The sequence below is a fragment of the Dictyobacter sp. Z7_2 genome (genome assembly GCF_057551105.1).
The window spans coordinates 3,498,381-3,521,331 of record NZ_BAAJPE010000001.1 but is presented as its reverse complement, the minus strand read 5'-3'; the positions used below and the strand labels follow the sequence as shown (position 1 = coordinate 3,521,331).

General features: G+C 49.4%; 12 protein-coding genes and 3 pseudogenes. 6 read left to right on the top strand and 9 right to left on the bottom strand.

Going from position 1 to position 22,951, the window contains the following annotated elements; translation table 11 throughout:
- Positions 1-563: protelomerase family protein (locus AC27N8_RS13600; RefSeq protein ID WP_487067858.1), on the bottom strand; the 563-nt coding region annotated here is incomplete at its 3' end.
- A gap of 553 nt (positions 564-1,116) precedes the next feature.
- Here AC27N8_RS13600 and AC27N8_RS13595 point away from each other — a divergent pair.
- Both AC27N8_RS13595 and AC27N8_RS13590 read left to right on the top strand, forming a co-directional pair.
- On the top strand, positions 1,117-2,199 hold the full coding sequence (locus tag AC27N8_RS13595) for an IS256 family transposase (protein ID WP_487062705.1): 1,083 nt from the start codon (positions 1,117-1,119) through the stop codon (positions 2,197-2,199).
- Positions 2,200-2,465: 266 nt separating this feature from the next.
- Complete coding sequence (locus AC27N8_RS13590) at positions 2,466-3,221, top strand: aminoglycoside adenylyltransferase domain-containing protein (protein ID WP_487062707.1); 756 nt, start codon at positions 2,466-2,468, stop codon at positions 3,219-3,221.
- 75 nt (positions 3,222-3,296) lie between these two features.
- Here the strand turns inward: AC27N8_RS13590 and AC27N8_RS13585 are convergent, their stop codons facing one another.
- From AC27N8_RS13585 to AC27N8_RS13560, 6 genes and pseudogenes are all read right to left on the bottom strand, one after another.
- Positions 3,297-3,422: a hypothetical protein gene (locus tag AC27N8_RS13585; protein ID WP_487062709.1), complete on the bottom strand. Its 126-nt coding sequence runs from the start codon at positions 3,420-3,422 to the stop codon at positions 3,297-3,299.
- Between the two features lie 246 nt (positions 3,423-3,668).
- Positions 3,669-3,914 carry a hypothetical protein gene (locus AC27N8_RS13580; protein WP_487062711.1) on the bottom strand — a complete coding sequence of 82 codons (246 nt, stop codon included), beginning with the start codon at positions 3,912-3,914 and terminating at the stop codon, positions 3,669-3,671.
- 196 nt (positions 3,915-4,110) lie between these two features.
- Entirely contained in the window at positions 4,111-5,268 is a 1,158-nt protein-coding gene (locus tag AC27N8_RS13575) for a transposase (RefSeq protein ID WP_487067928.1), read from the bottom strand.
- Between the two features lie 171 nt (positions 5,269-5,439).
- A pseudogene (locus AC27N8_RS13570) lies at positions 5,440-5,628 on the bottom strand (transposase); the annotation flags it as partial.
- 15 nt (positions 5,629-5,643) lie between these two features.
- The gene (locus AC27N8_RS13565; protein WP_487067856.1) at positions 5,644-5,766 is read right to left on the bottom strand and encodes a hypothetical protein; all 123 of its coding nucleotides are present in this window, start codon (positions 5,764-5,766) and stop codon (positions 5,644-5,646) included.
- A 153-nt stretch (positions 5,767-5,919) separates the two neighbouring features.
- Complete coding sequence (locus tag AC27N8_RS13560) at positions 5,920-7,245, bottom strand: hypothetical protein (protein WP_487067854.1); 1,326 nt, start codon at positions 7,243-7,245, stop codon at positions 5,920-5,922.
- A 790-nt stretch (positions 7,246-8,035) separates the two neighbouring features.
- On the opposite strand from AC27N8_RS13560, the gene AC27N8_RS13555 reads away from it, so the two are divergent.
- The 4 genes and pseudogenes from AC27N8_RS13555 to AC27N8_RS13540 all read left to right on the top strand — a co-directional run.
- Complete coding sequence (locus AC27N8_RS13555) at positions 8,036-8,779, top strand: peptidoglycan-binding domain-containing protein (protein ID WP_487067852.1); 744 nt, start codon at positions 8,036-8,038, stop codon at positions 8,777-8,779.
- 57 nt (positions 8,780-8,836) lie between these two features.
- Complete coding sequence (locus tag AC27N8_RS13550) at positions 8,837-9,115, top strand: hypothetical protein (RefSeq protein WP_487067850.1); 279 nt, start codon at positions 8,837-8,839, stop codon at positions 9,113-9,115.
- A gap of 755 nt (positions 9,116-9,870) precedes the next feature.
- Positions 9,871-10,212, top strand: a complete 342-nt coding sequence (locus AC27N8_RS13545; RefSeq protein ID WP_487067848.1) for a hypothetical protein — start codon at positions 9,871-9,873, stop codon at positions 10,210-10,212.
- Positions 10,213-10,283: 71 nt separating this feature from the next.
- Positions 10,284-10,922, top strand: a pseudogene (locus AC27N8_RS13540) (IS3 family transposase); the annotation flags it as partial.
- A gap of 209 nt (positions 10,923-11,131) precedes the next feature.
- Here AC27N8_RS13540 and AC27N8_RS13535 read toward each other — a convergent pair.
- A pseudogene (locus AC27N8_RS13535) lies at positions 11,132-12,749 on the bottom strand (glycosyl hydrolase family 28-related protein); the annotation flags it as partial.
- A gap of 357 nt (positions 12,750-13,106) precedes the next feature.
- Positions 13,107-22,148: a non-ribosomal peptide synthetase gene (locus AC27N8_RS13530; protein WP_487067846.1), complete on the bottom strand. Its 9,042-nt coding sequence runs from the start codon at positions 22,146-22,148 to the stop codon at positions 13,107-13,109.
- Positions 22,149-22,951: the final 803 nt, after the last annotated feature.

The following is a 22,951-nucleotide window of genomic DNA, read 5'->3' as shown; positions in this document are numbered from 1 at the left end:
GCATACTCCGGCATCCCTCTGCGTTTTAAGCGTCCCGAGAACATCACCGAATACGCCGACTTGGGCGCAATCTCTCCTGAGAGCAACACCTCACCCACCCGTCGACCCACCATCGCCAGAAGACCTGCCGCAAGCGGCGCCCAGTCCTCACGCGCCAGCAATGCACATCCCTGCACCAGAATCGCTTGCGGATCTGGGACCCGGACCAGATGCTGATTGCGCTGCTCCACCGTGCCTCGTGAGCGCATCGTCAGTTCGGCCCAGTGCTCCGGCGCAAAATTAAAGGCACTCAGCGCCACATGCTGTAGCTTCCCTGTTTCAGCTGAGCGCACGCTATTGCGCTCGGTGAGTGGCAACCGACTCAACCACTCACGCGTCTGCGTCAGATAGGTCGCCACCGTATAGTCCGAGAGCGGCTTACGACGCAGCTGCGGCCAATCCACGAGCATCTGCTCAAAGAGGCCCTGCAACTGCGCCTGCGTTCCTCCCGCCAGTTCCCACTCGGCAAGCGCTGGCTCTAATGCGTCGTTCCAATAGGCCCGTAACCACCTTGGGGTCGGCATGGCTTCCCTCCTTTCTCACCAACAGACAGACGTCACAGCCCCCAACGCGTACGGGGGACATCTCCACTGCTGTTCTTTTCAAGAAAGTGTATCATACTACCTTGTTTCCTGTCAAGTAGTAATCAATATGGTGGCCACGTGAACCATTCAATACGTCCCTTTCACCACACACGCAGACGCTCGGTGGGACGTTTTAAAACGGCCCCTTGCTTTTTGGCCTCTCTTCTGGTATACTTATTAGGTAAGCTTTTTTGAGCATATCTCACTGAGCTCTTTTTTTTGCCCACATCCTCCCTCCCCTTCCCTCTCGTCCTCCTAAAAGCGCACCGCGAGGCTCTTGTCATCTGAGAAAAGAAGAAAAATCCTTCTGCTCACGCGCATGCCCTCCGTTGAGTCGATAGAACTAGGACCTTTCTCCTCCATGACTCGCTTGGACACCATCCCGCGTTGTGTGTAAGCGAGAAGCTTTTCAAAGCGAGAGTGTTGAGGCGATACTACAGGCATAAACAGTTCCTTTGGAACTCGTCACTCATTTCACAAAAAGGAGCGTGTTATGCCTGTGTCTAAGAACAAACCTACCACATCAGACGCTCTAGCTTCAACGCCAGAGGCCAGGCCAAACCTCTTGCCGGAGCCAGAGGACTTCCGTGAGTACTTACGTCGTCTCGCGGTGAGCGCTGTTCAGGTCTTGCTTGAACAGATCATGCTAGAAGAAATTGAGGATCTCAAAATCCCCAGAGATCGGGAAGGAGTCTTTCACACCGGCGTCTTCGAGCGCTACAGTCGCTATGAACCAGAAGTAGCAGAAGCGCTCACCCAGATGTTTGTTAGTGGAACTAGTACCCAGAAAGTAGGCAAAGTGGCGGAAAAGCTGATGGGAGTCGCGCCCTCTGCCAGCGCCGTCAGTCGTCTCAACCAGAGTTTGACTGAGCAATATGAGACCTGGAGGCAGCGTTCTCTGCTCGCTCATTACCGGATTGTTTACCTGGATGGGATCCATTTCACGGTTCGTCATGGAACCCAAACCGATTCCACGATGATTTTAACGGCCTTGGGAGTTGATTTGGAAGGCAGCCGTGAAGTCCTGGGCTTCCGAGCTTGCGCCGAAGAAAGTCAGGATGGCTGGGAGGGCCTGTTGCAAGATCTGCGCAATCGCGGCATGAAAGCCATTGATCTGGTGGTGACTGATGGTGCCGATGGCCTGCTCGCCGCAGTCTCCGCGCTCTTTCCAGCCACTCCTCGGCAACGCTGTCTGATTCACAAACAGCGCAACGTGATGAGTGCGATTCCCAAACGCGAACAGCCAGAGGTCATGGCCGATCTCAAAGGGATCTGGACTCAGGAGAAGAAAGAGGACGCCCTCGTGAACCTAGCGGCATTCAAAGCCAAATACCAGAAGCGCTATCCTGAAGCTGTTCGCAGCTTGATTGAGGATGAAGAGCATTTGTTGACCTTTTATGCCTTCCCACCGGTCATGCATCGCTACATCCGGAGTACCAATGCCATTGAAAGCCTCTTCAGCAATGTTCGGCAACGCACGGATCAGATTGATACCTTCACCACCGAAACCAGTTGCCTGACCATCGTCTGGGCGGTAATCCAGGATATTCGCTTACCGAAGATCCCGGTTGGCTAACGGCTGAAGACTCATAGTGGTGGAGAGATCAAGCAACCAGCCTGTTGGGCTGGGTTAGGGGAAGGTTGCCTTTGTCGATCGTCCTGTGTAACAATCCGTCCTTGCAGCAGTTGTTTTCTGATCACTGATGATATACTTGGGCCAGCGCTCCTTCTTCTGTGTAAATTTCCTCCCATGCGCGTGAGCAAATTTACAATCAGACAATCTTCTGCAAGAGGAGATTGTCTGAGCTTATTTTTGTCTAAACATCAATTGAAAGGTAGATTATGTCTAAAACTCATTATCCCGAAGTAGATCAGCTTATTAGCGAGCTGCACACTTCTATTAAAATCGCTCTTGGCGAAAGGTTACGCGGCTTTTACTTGTTCGGCTCACTGGTTGGTGGCGACTTCGATTCAAAAACCAGTGATATTGACCTACTAGCTATCGTTGAAAGTGATGTCACGGACGACGAGCTACACGATTTAAAAGCCATGCACGAAGACTTTGTCCAGAAGCATCCCGCTTGGCACGATCGAATAGAGGTAGCCTACGTTGATGTTGAAGCGATGCGAGCCTTTAAGACAAGTACAGTGAGAATCGCTCGTGTCAGTCCAGGTGAATATCTCCACTACCGTGACATGGACATTCAGTGGCTCATGGACTGGTATATGGTGCAGGAGCAGGGTTTGACGATAGAAGGCCCTTCGCCCAAGACATTCATTCCGACTATAACTGAGGATGAGTTTGTTACCTCCATTAAGGGCGAGTTCTCGTCTTGGCTAGGCCTAGCAAAGGAAGCACGCTGGGTGGGCTACCAATCATACGTGATTCTCTCCTTGTGTCGCGGCTTGTATGCGATACGGTTCGGAAAGCAGGTATCAAAGTTTAAGGGTGCGTCATGGGCTGCACAAGAGTATCCGCAATGGGCTGAGCTTATTCAACAGGCGACTCAATGGCACGGCTCGTCGGATAAAGCGGATAGTCTTGCAGCGCAAGCTGAAACGATTACATTTGCCCAATTCATGATCAGCCAAGCCTAACTTGAACGGTGCAACATGTAAATCTGCTCAACTTCTGGAGACAAGCGCATCGCTTTTGAAACTCTGCTTGTTCGTTTATGGTTTGCCTTTACACACAACGCGGGATGGTGTCTGGATATCTACCTCTGGCCTCTCGTCGAGGTCTTCCACCATGGCAGCGGCCAACTCCTGCAACGACGCCCCTTCCCTCTCTCCTACCATGCTCACCCATCCTACACATATCCACCCCCATCTTGAACCTATGCTCACACTACCACAAAAAAGGAGCCTTTCACTCCTTCCACTCTCCCCTTCTTTTCTAGTATGACGAGAAAAATAACCCGCTCAGCCGCCCGCCCTCTCACCCCCTCCAATAGATGAGCTTGTGACTTCGCTTAGAGCAACCCTCCCCACGCCCCTCTTTCCTCTCGCTCTTCTGCAAAGTCTGTCTCGCTCTACTGCAATTCCTCAATCCACAGCCACTGCGCGTCTTCCACACGCTTGCCGCCACGTCAGCGCCGTCTGGATCGCACTCGGCGCCGACCACGAGAGTCTGTAGCCTGCCACTGCTCGACTCTTCTCATCCTCGATCACCGTCAACCACGGCCTCTGGGTCTTCCCTTGACCGTCTTTCACCCACATCGGCAACAGACAATGATCCGCCTGCCAGATCGCGTTCGGATCTGCTCGCCTCTCGCCGATACAACAGATCATACTCCTCACGATACGCCCCTGCACCCGCGTGGGCCAACGTCAACAGCGAGGCTTTCATCTCCCTGATGATCCGATATACCTGCGCGTCACTCGGCTCTTCCCACCGAGGCTCCCAACGGCAGTGATTGGTTGCTCGAAGTCAGAAAATTCATGGCATATTTTCTGGCAACTACGCCAGATATCAAGTCAAATGACATTAAGCTGCATTGTAAAGCCTTTGGAAGGTCGAGACACGTGTGGGAGCTAATTCATCCCCATCGAGCCATGCTTCCACACCCATCATGTTTATCGCAGCAGCAATCCCAAGGTGTTGCAAATGTGTTTTTGCAACACCTCTATAACGGGAGCGACGCATACCGAAAGCACGAACTCCTTGGGAAATAGTTGCCTCGATACCTTCTCGCAGAGCATACTCTTTGGCAAAAGCTGGCGTCTTTTGTCGGCGGCGAGCGGCTTGAAGCGCTTCATGTTGGGCTTGTGGTCGGATCGTGAGGGTGCGCCGCTTGTACTTGTTTGCCAAGCGGATACAGTCAAGCTGGCGAGAGCAATGACCACAATCGGTGGAGGAAAACTTGATTTTGATCACCTCGTTCTTCCGATCGTCGATGGCTGGAGTCCAATTGATACTGCGCTGCCCCTCGGGGCAGGTGGCATACTGATGTTGCCAATCGATACCACATTGACTAGCATCAATGCCACGCTCCGTCTTCGCTTGCCATTTCACATCGCCTCGAGCAGGCCCAATTCCTTCAATGCCATGTTGTTGCTGACTACTGACGAGAATTGGTGCGGTAATATAGCCTGAACCAAGCACATGTTGACGAGGGGTGAGACCTGCGTGCTGAAGGTCTACATGGATCATTTCTATGAGCGCCTCGTCGGTGGTAGCAGCGATGGTCGTTGCTACATGCGTAATCAGATGAGGAGCGTCTTTCTCGCACGTCTCGGTGATGTGAACTTTGTAGCCCGTCCAGCGTGTCTCTCGTTTTTTGCCATAGCGGGCCTCTTGATCATAGGGCGAGTTGATAAAGAGCTTCTCTGCAGGAAGATCTTCGTTACTGCGCCAGTGAAGATGGCCCTCGACCCAGACGTAGTTTTGCAGCCAGATGCAGCGTAAGACCTGCACTGCTGGGATCTCGCGCAAGAAGAGAGGAGCATCGGCAGCAGAGACATCGGTGAGCAAACTCAAGCCATCCCGACCGATGAGGTCAGCAACCGACTCGCGTTCCTGCTGACCACGTGGGAGATAGGTCTCCTCAATTCGATGTCCATAGCGATCAACCCATTCAAGGTCACTGTGGGTGAGCAGCCCCCCCCCAGCAACAACGGCAATGCTGTTGAGAGCAAAGCACATAGCCTCGCCGACACACATGAGTCGATTGAGCGCACGCACTGTTGCGAGCACATGAGTCGAGTCACTGCGCTGACGTTGGCGTTCCTTGAGCCAGTCACGCTCCTTAAATAAACATAACATTGCATCCAACAGCACGTGTTCGGCCTTTCCTTCCACCAGACGTTTGCGAAAATCAGAGAGGATAGTAAAGTCAAAGTCGGAATCTGTGAGTTCTAAGCCCAGGGCATACTTCAAATCGATTCTCCCGCGTACCGCGTCTGCCGCCTGTCGATCAGGCAATCCTTCGATGAATTGCACGATGGTAATGAATGCCAACCGCCAGGGAGCCTCGACAGGGCGTCCATTTTGTGGAAACACATGAGCAAAGGCTTCGTCCTAGTACATGGTTCCCAAGGTATCACGCACCTTCATAGACAGATTCCCTTTGGGATAGGCTGCACGAGCCACACGAGCAGTTTCTTCCGGGATCGAACACTCGTTTTGAGGATGTAAGGTCATCTTCCTGCTCCTTCTTGCATGTAATTGCTCAGACTCCTTCTTCGTTTCTTATCCTAGCACATACGATGGGAAGGTTGGAGGGTTTCCCAACAGTGTCTAAAGTGTGCCAGACCCATTATTCGACAAACGACAATCTATACAGTGGCATACCTACTACGAAAATTTTGTCCACAATGTAAAATCTGTAAAATCTCCCTCAGTCACCTCATTTAAATTCGGCGAGGCACTAAAGAGCCCAATGTATCCAGTATTGGGAACTTGGTCACAAACGGTTATAAGCTTATGACCATTTATATAAACTGAAATCAATGATTTGATAATCACGATAGTAATAATATTCATTGAACTCTTTCCTATTCCTTGATGAATAAAAGGATTGGTAGGATCATTAGAGTTATTAGATAATGTACTCTGTGCTTGTGGACTATTCACATTTGTACATATGCTAAGGCGACCTGTATGGTTTTCATGTTGTATAAAAAGATCGTAGGTGCCATCACTGCCAATGCGTAAACGCTTCATTGATGCTGTGTCAGAAATATCTGAAGCTCCAAAAACAATACCCACGCTATGAGGAATTGACGGATCATTTACAGAAGAGAAGGTCACTACTGCCTGAATTGCAAACTGGTCTTGTGGTGCAAATAGTGGCAACATCTGTTCAAAGCATATGCCTAATGGCCAAGAAGATCGATCAATGGCTTGCAACCCTTTTGGTGTAAAGTTGCAACTTCGGATCTTCTCCGATCTTGGAGGCACTTGCCAGTGTAAAGACTGTGCATTTATCAAGGTATCGTGATAGGTTGGAGTGATGGTTGTTAGCCGGGCAGGTGTCAAGGTGGAAATAGTCAGAGATGGTTTAGAAGTTATACTCTGATTCCCAACCCATGTAGTAACCAATGCAAATACGAGAATACAGAGGCAAAGAAGAGTTCCCCCTGTGAACCACCATTTGTACCTCCGCCAAATAGTGGTTTGAAAACCCAAAAATCCGAGGGTTTCGCGAAGCTTCTCAGGCTGAGGCTGCGATGGACTTTCCCCCTGAGCGTTAGCTAAATCGATAGGTGTGAGCAGCGGCTCAGATTGTTGTATCTTTATGAAAGTCTCGTTTGAGGAAGTAGGTAATGGCTGGCTTGGTGATTGATGAGTAATCGCTACATCACTATATTCTAAACAATCTATATCTGGATTTTTCCATCCACCTGGAAAGCAAGATTCTAAGTCCATATCTACTAATTTAAGGAGTTCTTGCACTTGTTCTCTTTTGGTAATTATTTTTTTCTTTATAAAGACATTGGTAATATCATGTACATCTGACGTATTTATATTTGCGGATCCATTCAATTTTCTAGTGAGATTTTCTCGACCAATACCTACTATCTTGGCAAAATCAGTAAGAGTCATACGAGTTCGGCTTTTCCCAGGGAGTTGATGAATATACCCCCAAACTGTTTCACGAAATACTTTCAAATTCGCCATCACAGATCCTCACAAAAGCTCACAAATTATCTCACAGAAGTTCACAAAAAGAATCACATATAGCTCCCCTGAAATAGATTTCCTGCTGTATATTCTTTATGGCACCTGAATTTCAGGTATCCTATCTCATCTAATCTATATTTTTAACGTTTGTAGCCAAGCTTTATAACGCATTAAGAATAACAAGCTACTACAGTATCAAGATATAGGCTTAGAAATGAAGATTAATCAATAATAAAAGAGGTTTTAGGGATATTTAATGTTAAATAAATTTTTATTTGAATTATGTGCAAAAATATAGAATAAACGCAAAATAGTATTTTACCAGCAATAATTGTAATCACATATGAAAACATTTGAATTTGGAAAATGCTCTCAAGTTCGTGAAAGGGAAATTTATATGGTACGGGACTTCAAAATGGATAGACCTACAATTGTATATTGGTACTGTTTACCGTTGATAGTCGTACTAATCGGCATATCCATGGCTGTTTCGCCCTTGCCAGCGTCATCAGTTACAAGCGATATTATGTTGTTGCAACGAGACTTGGCAAGGCTAAACAACCGTCTTTTCTAAGATGTTCAGAAGCAAGTCGAGTATTCTTACGTCTAGCAGACTATCAGATTGGAGCGCAAAATGCAAAAAATTTGGCGAGCAGGTGTTGGAGCTATCATCATTTGTCTAGTGTTAATTTTAGTAAGGCAGAACATTGCACCTACCACAGCAATGGCTGCTTCAGGCTCGTTTCCGGGGTGTCCAGTGTTGACGCAGGGCTCGCACGGAGCATGTGTGGAATTGCTACAGAGAGAACTGGGGGGGCTAAGTGTAGATGGAGATTTTGGTCCTCTGACCCGTCAGGCAACAATAAACTTCCAGCGACTATACGGGTTAGAAACAGATGGAGTGGTGGGATCCAAAACGGCCACAACGCTTCGAGATGTCAATGACTTAATTTTTCCTCTACCACCACATGGTACCCCAGCCAATTACCCGCCATCTTTTAACCCAAATGTAGCAGCAATTTGGGCAAAGCAAAATGTGACAGAATATCGTGATCAGCACCCCCACGATCCATGCACCGAGTTTGCCTCAAATGCGTTAGCGCATGGAGGATTACCTTACAGTGGTAGTTGGTATCTTGATACTGATGCTGTCGATTTGTATGTCAATAGTGGTAAGTCTTCACTGCAATGGAATAACGCTACAGAACTGAAGAATTACATTGTTGGCCAAGGATGGGCAAGCATTATTCCGCTTAATCTGTACGATCCCACTTCGGCGCTTATGGCTAGACCTGGCGATTTGATCTATTATCTGTGGTATGGAACGGAAGCTCGTATTGTGCATATGTCCATCGTTGTAGGGATGAGCGGCGATGGACCGACAATCGCTGAACGAACAGGCGATCCCCATGTCCCGTATGCAAATGATGAGCCTTGGTATCAGTCACATGTAAATGGTGATAACCCCCTTGACTCTCTCTTTCCATCGGCACAGGTTTATCTCCTGCATTGGCGCGAGACAGTCGTGTAAAATCTGAGTTTTATCTGTAGTACTGATGGTTGTGGTTGTGAATGGGAAAGGCGGGAAGTGCCAGTCTTTCCTGGCCGAGAAGAGGCGGTCTTCTCGCAAGTGGCAGGCAAAGCACCGGATGCGCCAGTCTTTTCTCGCCTATCGAGCTTGCTGGACATTCATAGCTATCGCCGGCAATTTGCGCAAGAGCTCTATGAGCATCTGTCTGGCCAGGTGTTGCCACTGGTAACAGGTCGTCTTCATACAGAGGACTTGGATTATCATGTCGCTCTGGCTGTGAGTTGGTGCTTGGGTCATAATCGCGTTGATATCATTTTCGGTCATCATATACGGTAAGAGCACTTTGTCACGCCTGTCTCGACACTCCTCGGTGTGGTTCTTAGATGTTTCCTCTGCTCGCTTCCCTTCACTCACATTCAATGCAGCTTTTGAGTTTCTATACTATATTCATTTACTATAGTGTGTATACTATCGCAATGTGGGACCCTTTTATTGAAAACTTGCTTTGCTGCGAGGGACGACGAGATGAGAAATCGGCGTGGAATATCACCTTGGGCTTCTGGTGGTTGTGTCATCGCATTGGTTATTCTTGCCACTACTATTACAATAGCATCTATCTCTATTCCAGTATTAAGTTATATTGCAACTGCTATAGGGACTATCTTTACTGCGGGGTCCTTTATTTACGCTCATTTCCAGGTAAACCCACTACCACCCAACCCTTCCCAAACAACTCAACTTCTTCAACCTACATATGACAAGAACAAACGTCGATTTGGACAGATAATAGGAATATCCCTCATTTTGGGAGTTATAATTGTCCTCTTGTCCCTCAAATTCGTATCCTAGTAAATGCTCAACAATATAATTTTCAAAACTCTACTACATCTTTATTGCCTACATCTAACTCTCCGACTCCTACAACTACACAGACTAGTCCCCTGATTATGATACCACTTACTATACAGCAACCCTCGGGACAAAATTTGTCGGCAGTGCTGTACTTCGGCCAAGTAGGAGTCTTACGGCAAAATCACCCAGATGTTGGGTTTGTCCTAAACGAGTATGCTCAACAACATGAGCAATTGTGTGTGGAAACGGTAGTAGTGAGCAGTATCTCTGGCAAAACTGCTGTGGTTTTCAGTCAAGGTCTCCTAAATTCCTGGGAAGGAGCAGAAGACACTCCTCAATCCGATATGACCCAAACCAATTATATTGCACATCAGCAGTTGATCATTCCACCTGCGAGTATAGGGCCAGGCACATCTTACGACGGCGGTGCTCAGGTTGTCATCAACCATAATATCACGGCTGTAACCGAAACATATCGTCTAACCCTCAAAATTATCACTGGCCCCAAAACCCAGTGGAATGTTCAGAATTCGGATGGGAGAGACTCTGGTACGGTCGAATGCACTGCAGGGTCAAACTAATGTGTTAACACGATTGAGGTTGAGGGTAATCAAAGAAAATCTCTCCTCGTGGTTAAAGTCTAGGACGCAAACGGGTGGTGCACTTGATGCAATCGCTGGGGCTTTCTGCCTTGCCCAAAAGGTCCCGTCGTTCTATGAGCACCACGAGCGATCCAACGGCCCGCTTTGCACCCAATCTGTTGGATCGTGATTTCAGTGCATTGGCACCCAATACGAAGTGGGTCACCGATTGCACCATGATCTCGACCCAGGAAGGATGGCTCTATCTTGCGGTTGTCCTCGATCTGTTCGCACGTCGCGTCGTGGGCTGGGCGATGGCCGCGACTGAGGACGAGGCGCTGGTGACGATGGCGCTCCGTATGGCTTTAGCCCGGCGGCATCCTGAAAGTGACTGTTTTCCCCTGTTGCATCATTGGGATCGGGGCAGCGAATATACCAGCCTGGGCTATCAAGCATGTTTGGCCGGGGAAGGAATTCAGGTGCGTATGAGTCGGACCGGGAACGCATGGGATAACGCTGCGATGGAGTCTTTCTTTGCACCATTGAAAAAAGAGTGTATCTATCGATCCTCTTTTCAGACACGACGTCAAGCACGCCAAGCGGTTTTTGAATACGTAGAATGTTTTTACAACTCAATCCGACTTCATTCCACGCTCTCCTACGTCAGTCCGGTCACATTTGAGCGAGAAAACGATCAACCGATGAGCTAACCATCTTTTGTCTCTCCATCTTAGCAGGTCACTTCCATCTCACATTCCCTCTTTAGCCACGCTTTGCCTGCAGCCTCACTCCCGCTTCTCAACAGCTTTGACCTCACATTCCTTCCAACCCACACCTCACTTTTCTCCACCGTCATACATCCCACCCACACCTCACTCACTGACTCAACACTCCCCTCATTTATTTATGAATTTTACACTCCCAGGCCAATCTTCCAATTGAGCTCGAATGAGCCAGCCCGGACGGTCGTATTGTTCGTGAATCGGAGATAGCCAGCAAACAGAGTCGAGCCGAAGCGCGATCCTGCATGAAGACCGCTGCCCTCACGCACAGAGTCGGCAACGATATCGTTCGAAACAGTATTGTCGCGACCACCATAGATAGCAATCCCATTCGCGAATATCGGGTTCTGCACCGTGTTATGGTCGAACACGTTATTAGCGTCCTCAATTTCAGGCTGACCAGTGACTGCCTCCAACCACATCGCGAGTGCATCATCGCCCGTATTGCGAATGAGCGAATTTATGACGCTCGATTTTGTCACTCCCTGGTGAAAATTAATGCCATCTGCGATCTGATCTGCAATAACCGGGTTCTTAATCGCCACGTTGTTTATCGGCCCATCAAGCCAGATGCCAACTTTCGTGTGATGGATATAGAGCCCATTGATCGTCGTGTTGTTCAAAGCCCCGCCAATACCATTCACCTGATCGGTGTCAATGCGCTCACGGACGTCACCCTCAATGGCAAAGTTCGACAAATGCACAGTATGACTCCCACCATCAGCTGCACTTTTGCCCTAGAAGCCAACGCCTGCGTGCACAGTGCCATCTGAGGCCGCTGAGGAGAGTGTAACCTGATGCCCTTTGTAATCGACCACCAGTTGCCAGCACCTTCGATAGTGCTATCATCGACCATGATATGCCTGTTCACCTGCAACGTGCCAGCCGGGATATAGACGGTCATCCCCAAGGCTTTCGCTATCCGAATTGTGAGATCATAGGCATTGCCAGAGTCGCCCCTGCCGCTCGGATCAGCACCGAAAGACGTCACGGAGACTGAATGCTTCGGCTGCGGCGCCGGACTGGCGATCTCCTGAAAGTCGACAAGGTCGATGACCGTCCATGCTGCATGTGAATGGGCAGGCATCGTCAGCCTGACAACGTCTCCTGCCTGATAGGTATTATTGAGAGACAAACGCTGCTCATCATAGAAGTGCATTGGACGGAACGGTTTCGTTCCGCTCAGCGACGGTATCGTAGAAGATGGAACGCACGTGCACTCGGTGATCCACCAGTCAGGATGTAGCAAGTCTGCATTTGGATCGTTCGTGAACGAATATTGGTTATAGAGCCATGAGTACTTCGAGGTCAGCGTGATCATCTGTGGGAGCTTGTTCTCACTACCGCTGTGGCCCACGCTTATGCTCAACGGAGCGTCGATTCCGCCACCAGTTGGTGCATCTGGAAGCGCGTAACGATCGTCATCGCATTCATTCGCTGCGTGAGTGTAAACAAGATATACTGGCCCGGTACCAGCCGCACCGCTTGCCAACCTGATGCCTCACTCGACAACGTATAAGCCGACGTATCAAACGGGAGTATCGTCCCATTCGTTGTGGCATTCTCAGCCTCCTGCTCAACGAGACCAAGCTGAGCACCGCGTCCTGCAACGAGTGATGGATCAATTGCGGCGACAGTCACGTGCGGAGAAGCTTGGGCTTTTACATGTTGGGAAAAAAGACTACGACCGAAGATTGTCACAGCACTCGTGAGAACAAGGAGAAATACAATGAGCATACAGCTGCATTTTTGCATCGATCGTCCTCGATTGAGAAAAAATCCGGCCCTTGATGTGATACCTATGAGAAACCTCCATGAAAAAGGCATCATCCTCTTATTTTCTCTCTCTGACGTTGACGCGGATAAAAGAGGACAAATTAAGGGTAACGTTTACCTTTTCCGCTCTAGCAATTAACATAGAAATGATCGGCCGTCAAGAAGAACAGTAATTCACTGGAAAAATTCGCATGGAAAACCAAATTTTTCCAGCATTTTCTGCGAAAAAGCGAGCGTGCCTCAGACTTCCTGGAGGGTAACGGTTACCCAGAGGGAAAACACCCTACCCTTGCACAATAAATTGAGTTCTTGTTTACCTGAATGCGCCTGTCCTCACTATAACCTAGCCTCCTCTCGTTGAGCCTTTCGCAAGGCGCTCCCCAGGCACTCAGCAAATGCCTCAATTTTGTCGGTCAACATGCCATAGTGAGATGTCAGAATAATGTGCGACTCAACATCTGCAACCTGCTCATGATCAATCCAGGGATTATTCGGCTCCAACGCTTGCTGTGCGCTGGCCCATATAAGCGTCACTTTACCATGATAAGGTCTGGATACATAATACTGTAATGCCCAGGTAAAAATCGAGCTGTAGTCTTCTCTGAGCGTTTTCATACCTGGTAACAGGCGTGTAAATGCGTGATCTTTCTCAATACTAACCTGAATGCTTTTTGTCAATTGCACATCGCTTTTTCTTGTCAGGAGCAGCATCAAGGGTCGTATCTTGCGAATGAAGATGTGACGCACAGAGAGATATGCTTGCCATTGCTGCCATTGATTCAAACCCAGCAGACGCTCACTCAGCAACGCAAATTTTTTGACACGTTCCTCATATGGCGGATCGACCAGCGCAAGAAAAGCTACGTGTTCACCTTGTGCCTGGAGCTGTTGGGCTATCTCATACGCGATAATTCCACCATTGCAATAGCCACCCAGATAGTAAGGACCTGCAGGTTGGACTGACCGTATCAGTTCAACCTGAGCAGCGGCCTGACCTTCAATCGTCGGTATCTCGCCATCTTCGGGGAAGACCGCTGGTTCAATTGCGTAAAATGGCTGATCTGAACCAGCTTTTTTCGCCAGCGTGAAGCAATAAAAGGCTCCTCCAGACCAATCACCATGAAAGAAAAAAAAGGGCTTTTTTATATCTGATCCCGTGATCTGTACAGGGATCAGAGGCGTTTGGGGATCAGTCTGAGTTTGCTGCATAAGTACGCGGGTCAGCGCCTCGATGGTTGGTCCTGCAAACAGCGTTGATAACGCAATATTCTTACCAAAAACCTGCTTGATACGAGCAATCATACGTGTTGCGAGCAGAGAATGTCCACCCAGTTCAAAGAAATTGTCTCGAATACCAATTGTATGAATGCCCAGAAGCTCTTCCCAGATAGTACGTAACTGGTAGTGCATAATCACCGAAGGCTGATCGTCACGCTCTGTTGCCATGGCCGATTGACTCATGTCAGGAACGGGAAGTGCCCGACGATCAATTTTACCATTTGGCGTCAGCTTAAAGGCATCCAGAAAGACAAACGCCGCCGGCATCATATACTCTGGAAGCTTCTCTTTGAGGGTTCCCCGTAGTGTCTGCTGCGATAGAGACCTCTCGCGCACAATTATGTACGCGACCAAACGCTTGTCCCCGGGAGTATCCTCACGATCTATCACCACAGCCTGCTTAATCTCCGCCATTTGTTGCAGCACTGTCTCGATCTCGCCCAACTCGATGCGGAAGCCACGAATCTTCACCTGATGATCGATTCGTCCGAGAAAATCGATCGAGCCATCCTCTCGATAGCGAGCCAGATCTCCTGTCCGGTAGAAGCGCTCCGCTGGTCGGGGACTGAAAAGATGCGGTAGAAATGTTTCCTGCGTTAACGCAGGCTGATTTATATACCCTCTCCCCATACCAGCGCCTCCAATATAGAGTTCTCCGAGAACTCCAATCGGAACCGGCTGTTGTCTGGCATCCAGAATATACGTTTGCATATTGGCAATCGGATGACCAATCGTGATTTCACGCCTATCAGGTGTGATTTCGCTGACAACTGACCAGACCGTTGTCTCTGTTGGACCATAGACATTCCAAAACGCCGCCGGCTTGCAGGCTAAAATCTGATCGCGCAGTTCCGCCGTTAAAGCTTCACCCCCACAGAGAATAGTAAGATCGGAGAAATCATCTGCGCCTGCTGACAGAAGCATGCGCCACGTAGCAGGAGTTGCCTGGAGTACTGTCGGTCGGACCATGCTGAGCCTGTGCAAGAGCTGATGTCCATCGATGGCAACCTCACGCGGCTCAATCGACACCTGCGCTCCACAAAGAAGGGGCAGGAAAAGTTCCAATCCAGCAATATCGAACGAGAGCGTCGTAATAGCCAGAAAGGTATCCTGCTCGGTGATCTTCAAGAGATCACGCATCGCCAACTCAAAATTGATCAAGCCGCGCTGTGGAATCTGCACTCCCTTGGGTCGTCCGGTTGAGCCCGAGGTATAGAGGATATACGCCAGATCATCAGCAGTACCTGTATGGATCACATCTTCGGTGGCTTCTTGCGCCAGGGTGTCCTGCTCAAGGTCAAAGCAGATAAGCGTGGCCGTGCTCGACGTGAGCAGTGGAAGCAGATGATGCTCGGTCAGCAAACAAGAGGCTTGACTGTCCTGAAGCATGTAAGCAATACGGTCGATTGGATAGGTTGGATCCAGTGGCACGTAGGCCCCACCAGCTTTGAGGATGCCCAGCAGTGCGACGAGCAGATCGGTTGAGCGCTCCATGCAGATAGCAACCAGCGTATCTGCTCTCACGCCCCGCTTGCGCAACAGCCGTGCGAGTTGGTTCGCCTTCTCGTTCAGTTCCTGATAGGATAAAACGCCATCGATACCACTGACCGCTTCCGCATCCGGTCTTTGCTTCACCTGGGCCTCAAAGACCTGGCACAGCGTCGTATAGGCAGGATAGTCCACATGCGTAGCGTTCCATGTTTCCAGCAATTGTATACGCTCAGCGCCAGAGAGCATCGGGATCGCATCGATGGATTGAGTTGGATCTTCCATGACTGATTGGAGCAGTACCTGCCAGTGCGTGAGCAACCGTTCAATCGTTGATGCATTGTACAGATCCGTATTATACTCCACATTGATGCGTAACCCCTCGGCTTGTTCTTGCGCATCAAACGTCAGATCAAACTTCGATGACATACTCTCAACTTCTACGGAGCGCCAGGAAAGTTCCCCAACCTGTTCAGTACCTTGATCCTCACGCTGCATGCTGAACATGACCTGGAAGAGCGGCGTGTAACTGAGAGAGCGCTCAAGCTGCAACGACTGGACAACTTGCTCAAATGAGATCTCCTGATGCGCGTACGCGTGCAATGTCAGATCACGCACGCGTCGCAAGAGCTGGCGAAAGCTGGGATTACCCGACAGATCGCAGTGCAAGGCCAGGGTATTCACAAAGTAACCCAGTACGTTCTCTACCTCTGTATGGGAACGATTGGCAACTGGCGTTCCCAGTACAAAATCTGTCTGGCCACTGGAACGCATAAAGACCACCTGGAAGGCTGCCAACAGGGTCATAAACAGCGTAACCCCTTCCTGCTGGCTCAACGTTTTGAGGCGCTGCAACATTTGCGTTGAAAGGATCATTTTCTCTTGTGCACCATTCCCTGTCTGCACAGTTGGTCGCGGCCGATCTGCGGGCAGCGTGCTCAGATAAGGTGCACCAGCCAGATGGTGCTTCCAATAGCTGAGATGCTCTTGCAAGGCCTGCCCGTGTAAGATCTGTTTCTGCCACAGCGCATAATCCGCATATTGGATCAGCAATGCTGGCAGGGCAACTAATTCTCTCTGCACGTCTGCGCGATAAAGTGCGATGAGATCACGCCAGAGGAGAGTGCTGGACCAGCCATCAGAGATGATGTGATGAATGTTAAGCAGCAATATATGCTGCTGCTCATCCAGGCGCAAAAGCCATGTCCGGAAAAGCGGCCCCGAGGCCAGATGAAAAGGGGTTTGACTCTCCTGGCGCACCAAGTGATCGACATATGTCTCACGTCGCTCCTCAGAGAGTTCTTGGATATCGATCACCGGGAGAGACTGGTGATACATTGCGGCAATCACCTGCGTGGCGTGTCCATCGCGATCGGCAAACGTGGTGCGCAAGGTTTCATGTCTGAGCACAAGCGCATTCAGACTGTGTTCCAGGACACTGATCACCAGCGGCCCTTCGAGATGATACATCATTGGGAGATTATACACGACGCTGGTTGGCTCTAGCTGTTGGAGAAACCATAAACTTTGTTGCGCAAAGGATGCTGGAATCGCACCCGATCGCACCATCGGGACAAGATCTAGCTCCTCTGATGGTGAAGCTGTTTGGTGCGTCTGTAACAATGTCTCAAGATACGAAGCAAGCGTCGCAATGGTTGGCATCTCGAAAAGGCTGCGATTGGACACCTCGAGATGCAACGATTGGCGCAAACGTGACATCACTTGAGCCACCAGCAACGAATGCCCACCCAGTTCGAAGAAGTTGTCATCCATGCTGATCTGCGGCAAATTGAGGACCTCTGACCAGATGCTTACCAGCACTTCTTCCAGCGGAGTGCGTGCAGTTTGCAGAGGATGCTCCTGTCTATCAGGTACATTATTGGGCACGGGGAGTGCTCGTCGATCCACCTTCCCGCTTGGCGAAAGTGGGAAGGCATCTAGCAGGACAAAATGTGCTGGAAGCATGTAGTCGGGGAGCTTCTCTTGAAGTGCGGCACGTAGCAGTTCACTCCGTATCGACAGATCCGGCGTCATCAGATACGCCACCAGACGCTTATCCCCCGGATTATCCTCTCGAACCATAACGATAGCTTGTAGAATTCCTGGCTGCTGTTGCAAAACCGCTTCAATTTCACCCAGCTCAATTCTGAAGCCCCGCAGTTTTACTTGATGATCGATGCGTCCAACATACTCAATAGCGCCATCTGGTCGATAGAACGCGAGATCGCCTGTCCGGTAAAGTCGTGTTCCGGCTGCTGAGCCAAATGGATCGGGGACAAAACGCTCAGCCGTTAACTCCGGACGCTGATAATAGCCACGTGCCAGACCCACTCCGCCGATGTAGAGTTCGCCAGTGACCCCAATGGCGACTGGCTGAAGCGAAGCGTCTAAAATGTACAGTTGCGTATTCGCGATTGGATAACCAATCGTGATTTCACGCCTATCAGGTGTGATTTCGCTGACAACTGACCAGACCGTTGTCTCTGTTGGACCATAGACATTCCAAAACGCCGCCGGCTTGCTGGCTAAAATCTGATCACGCAGTTCCGCCGTTAAAGCTTCACCCCCACAGAGAATAGTAAGATCGGAGAAATCATCTGCGCCTGCTGACAGAAGCATGCGCCACGTAGCAGGAGTTGCCTGGAGTACTGTCGGTCGGACCATGCTGAGCCTGTGCAAGAGCTGATGTCCATCGATGGCAACCTCACGCGGCTCAATCGACACCTGCGCTCCACAAAGAAGGGGCAGGAAAAGTTCCAATCCAGCAATATCGAACGAGAGCGTCGTAATAGCCAGAAAGATATCCTGCTCGGTGATCTTCAAGAGATCACGCATCGCCAACTCAAAATTGATCAAGCTGCGCTGTGGAATCTGCACTCCCTTGGGTCGTCCGGTTGAGCCCGAGGTATAGAGGATATACGCCAGATCATCAGCAGTACCTGTATGGATCACATCTTCGGTGGCTTCTTGCGCCAGGGTGTCCTGCTCAAGGTCAAAGCAGATAAGCGTGGCCGTGCTCGACGTGAGCAGTGGAAGCAGATGATGCTCGGTCAGCAAACAAGAGGCTTGACTGTCCTGAAGCATGTAAGCAATACGGTCGATTGGATAGGTTGGATCCAGTGGCACGTAGGCCCCACCAGCTTTGAGGATGCCCAGCAGTGCGACGAGCAGATCGGTTGAGCGCTCCATGCAGATAGCAACCAGTGTATCTGCTCTCACGCCCCGCTTGCGCAACAGCCGTGCGAGTTGGTTCGCCTTCTCGTTCAGTTCCTGATAGGATAAAACGCCATCGATACCACTGACCGCTACCGCATCCGGTCTTTGCTTCACCTGGGCCTCAAAGACCTGGCACAACGTCGTATAGGCAGGATAGTCCACATGCGTAGCGTTCCATGTGTCCAGCAATTGTGTACGCTCAGCGCCAGAGAGCATCGGGATCGCATCGATGGATTGAGTTGGATCTTCCATGACTGATTGGAGCAGTACCTGCCAGTGCGTGAGCAACCGTTCAATCGTTGATGCATTGTACAGATCCGTGTTATACTCCACATTGATGCGTAACCCCTCGGCTTGTTCTTGCGCATCAAACGTCAGATCAAACTTCGATGACATGCTCTCAACTTCTACGGAGCGCCAGGAAAGTTCCCCAACCTGTTCAGTACCTTGATCCTCACGCTGCATGCTGAACATGACCTGGAAGAGCGGCGTGTAACTGAGAGAGCGCTCAAGCTGCAACGACTGGACAACTTGCTCAAATGAGATCTCCTGATGCGCGTACGCGTGCAATGTCAGATCACGCACGCGTCGCAAGAGCTGGCGAAAGCTGGGATTACCCGACAGATCGCAGTGCAAGGCCAGGGTATTCACAAAGTAACCCAGTACGTTCTCTACCTCTGTATGGGAACGATTGGCAACTGGCGTTCCCAGTACAAAATCTGTCTGGCCACTGGAACGCATAAAGACCACCTGGAAGGCTGCCAACAGGGTCATAAACAGCGTAACCCCTTCCTGCTGGCTCAACGTTTTGAGGCGCTGCAACATTTGCGTTGAAAGGATCATTTTCTCTTGTGCACCATTCCCTGTCTGCACAGTTGGTCGCGGCCGATCTGCGGGCAGCGTGCTCAGATAAGGTGCACCAGCCAGATGGTGCTTCCAATAGCTAAGATGCTCTTGCAAGGCCTGCCCGTGTAAGATCTGTTTCTGCCACAGCGCATAATCCGCATATTGGATCAGCAATGCTGGCAGCGCGACAGATTGTTTCTGAATGCACGCTCGATAGAGCGCAATAAGGTCATGCCAGAGGAGAGTGCTGGACCAGCCATCGGAGATGATGTGATGAATGTTAAGCAGCAATATATGCTGCTGCTCATCCAGGCGCAAAAGCCATGTCCGGAAAAGCGGCCCCGAGGCCAGATGAAAAGGGGTTTGACTCTCCTGGCGCACCAAGTGATCGACATATGTCTCACGTCGCTCCTCAGAGAGTTCTTGGATATCGATCACCGGGAGAGACTGGTGATACTCTGACAGGATCACCTGCGTAGCGTGTCCATCGCGTTCGGCAAACGTGGTGCGTAGCGTCTCATGCCTAAGGACGAGTGCGTTGAGGCTCTGTTCCAAGGCACTAATAACCAACGGTCCTTCAAGACGATATGTCGCTGGGAGATTATACACGACGCTATTTGGTTCGAGCTGTTGGAGAAACCATAAACTTTGTTGCGCAAAGGATGCTGGAATCGCACCCGATCGCACCATCGGAACAAGATCTAACTCTCTAGATAGTGAAGATGGTTGGTGCATCTGTAACAACATTTCGATATGGGGAGCAAATGTTGCAATGGTTGGCATGTCGAAGAGGCTGCGATTGGGTACCTCTAAATGCAACCACTGGCGCAGACGCGAGATCACTTGAGCCACCAGCAGCGAATGCCCACCCAGCTCGAAGAAGTTGTCATCTATACTGATCTGCTGCACATGAAGGATCTTTGACCAGATGTTTGAGAGCTCTTCTTCCAGCGGAGTGCGTGCAGTTTGCAGAGGATGCTTCTGTCTATCAGGAACATTATTGGGCACGGGGAGTGCTCGTCGATCCACCTTCCCGCTTGGCGAAAGTGGGAAGGCATCTAACAGGACAAAATGTGCTGGAAGCATGTAGTCGGGGAGCTTCTCTTGAAGCGTAGCGCGTAGCGATTCACTACTCGTCGAGGTATTTGGCGTCAGCAGATACGCCACCAGACGCTTATCACCCGGATTATCCTCTCGAATCATGACGATAGCTTGTAGAATTCCTGGCTGCTGTTGCAAAACCGCTTCAATTTCACCCAGCTCAATTCTGAAGCCCCGCAGTTTTACTTGATGATCGATGCGTCCAACATACTCAATAGCGCCATCTGGTCGATAGAACGCGAGATCGCCTGTCCGGTAAAGTCGTGTTCCTGCTGCCGACCCAAAAGGATTAGGGATAAAACGCTCAGCAGTTAAGTCTGGACGTCGATAATAGCCACGAGCCAGACCCACTCCACCAATGTAGAGGTCGCCAGTGACCCCAATGGCGACTGGCTGAAGCGAAGCGTCTAAAATGTACAGTTGCGTATTCGCGATTGGATAACCAATTGGTACGCTTCGCACCTCCTGAGTGGAACGTTGACACGTCCAGGCAGTGACATCAATTGCAGCTTCGGTCGGACCATAGAGATTATAGAGTTGGACAGGCTCTGCAAACTGCGCAAAGAATTGTGCTTGTAGCTCTATTGAGAGTGCTTCACCACTACAAAACACTTGACGCATACTGCGAATGTGCTGTAAACCGGGTTCAAGTAAGAAGGTTTGTAACATGGCAGGCACAAAGTGCAGCGTTGTGATGGCTTGTTCGATGAGGATGGTCTTAAGATAAGCTGCGTCCTTGTGACTCTCAGGAAGAGCCATCACCAGGCAAGCTCCCACCGACAGAGGCCAGAAAAACTCCCAGACTGAAACATCAAAGCTAAAAGGCGTTTTTTGCAAGACGCGATCCTGACTGCTCAGTTGATAGGTATCTTGCATCCAGACAAGCCGATTGTGAATGCTCTTGTGCCGATTCATCACACCTTTAGGTTTACCCGTAGAACCGGACGTGTAGATCATGTAAGCTAGATTCTCAGGCTGGACAGGTTTATTGAGATTTTCTATCTCTGGCTGCGCCATGGAGCTAATATCAATCTCACTGGTATCCAAAGCTATTATAGGTACTCCTTGCAATGAGATACGTGCATAGACAGCCTTCTGGATTAGTACCAAGGAAACTTGAGCGTCTGCAACCATATACAGAAGTCGCTCTTGTGGATAGCTGGGATCAAGGGGAACATAAGCGCCACCGGCTTTGAGCACGGCAAGCAGCGCAATGACAAGTTCCAGCGAACGTTCCATGCAGACGCCAACCAGGACATCCGGGCCAATGCCAACCGTGTCGAGACGCCGTGCCAGGAGATTTGCACGCCAATTGAGCTCTTCATAGGTGATCTGCGCGTCATCAAAATAGACTGCAATAGCGTCAGGTGTAAGCTCTATCTGCTTTTCAACTAATTGATGAAGATGAGAGTAGTCAGCATATATAGTCTCTGTATTATTCCATTTCATAAGAAGCTTTCGTTGTCCTACATCTGTCATTTGAGAGAGGGGAGCTTGTTTTATATTTATATTTTTCGACAAGAATTCATGTTTTTCCATATAACTATCCTTCTATGCAATATATTAAGGTAAACTACTTCACTACGCTTAATCCATATAGTGAAGAACTCAAAAATTTCCCAGGATTTTTATTAATTCAGGATTTTTTAACGCACCTGCACCTCCTGCATATAAATATGATGCTTATCATTACGACTATAGGATCACTATATACATAGTTAGTATTAGAACCGGGATTGTTTAGGTGTAATTCCTTGCGATATGTTGTTATATCGGCATCTCAAGCGTCTGAGATGAACAATTTTGACATGAAAGGATCTTTTTGTCTTTCGCCTCCATAAGGGTTTTTATAACCTCCCTTTAATGAAATCGCAAAAGTGTGCAAAATGTTACAAAAAAGAGGATATCTGACACACATCTAAATAAAAAACACTTGTCCTTGACAAACAACTGAATGTTCAGTTATTCTTTACCCAAGAAACGAAATGTTTCATCTTTTTTTTACTCGCTATTGAAACGTTTCAAAAACCCATGGATAAGAGAGGCAAGGGAGTAGATAGTGCTCCTTTGCAAAAGCATCAGCAGGCATAGAATAATCGTTTCTTTTGCACAAAGTTGAGCAAAGGAGTGCTAGCCCGATGAGATGTACAATCCTCATTGTCCTGATCTTCATCCTGCTCCCACAACCCAGGGGCCCAACCGGGTACGCAGAGACTTCTACTGTGCAAATGGATAACGACTATCCTGTTTTA

What these genes read in the sequence shown, in the direction of transcription:
- AC27N8_RS13595 (WP_487062705.1), top strand. Translation starts at nt 1,117, where the DNA reads ATGCCTGTGTCTAAGAACAAACCTACCACATCAGACGCTCTAGCTTCA.
- AC27N8_RS13590 (WP_487062707.1), top strand. Translation starts at nt 2,466, where the DNA reads ATGTCTAAAACTCATTATCCCGAAGTAGATCAGCTTATTAGCGAGCTG.
- AC27N8_RS13585 (WP_487062709.1), bottom strand. Translation starts at nt 3,422, where the DNA reads ATGGTAGGAGAGAGGGAAGGGGCGTCGTTGCAGGAGTTGGCCGCTGCC.
- AC27N8_RS13580 (WP_487062711.1), bottom strand. Translation starts at nt 3,914, where the DNA reads ATGATCTGTTGTATCGGCGAGAGGCGAGCAGATCCGAACGCGATCTGG.
- AC27N8_RS13575 (WP_487067928.1), bottom strand. Translation starts at nt 5,268, where the DNA reads ATGTGCTTTGCTCTCAACAGCATTGCCGTTGTTGCTGGGGGGGGGCTG.
- AC27N8_RS13565 (WP_487067856.1), bottom strand. Translation starts at nt 5,766, where the DNA reads ATGACCTTACATCCTCAAAACGAGTGTTCGATCCCGGAAGAAACTGCT.
- AC27N8_RS13560 (WP_487067854.1), bottom strand. Translation starts at nt 7,245, where the DNA reads ATGGCGAATTTGAAAGTATTTCGTGAAACAGTTTGGGGGTATATTCAT.
- AC27N8_RS13530 (WP_487067846.1), bottom strand. Translation starts at nt 22,148, where the DNA reads ATGAAATGGAATAATACAGAGACTATATATGCTGACTACTCTCATCTT.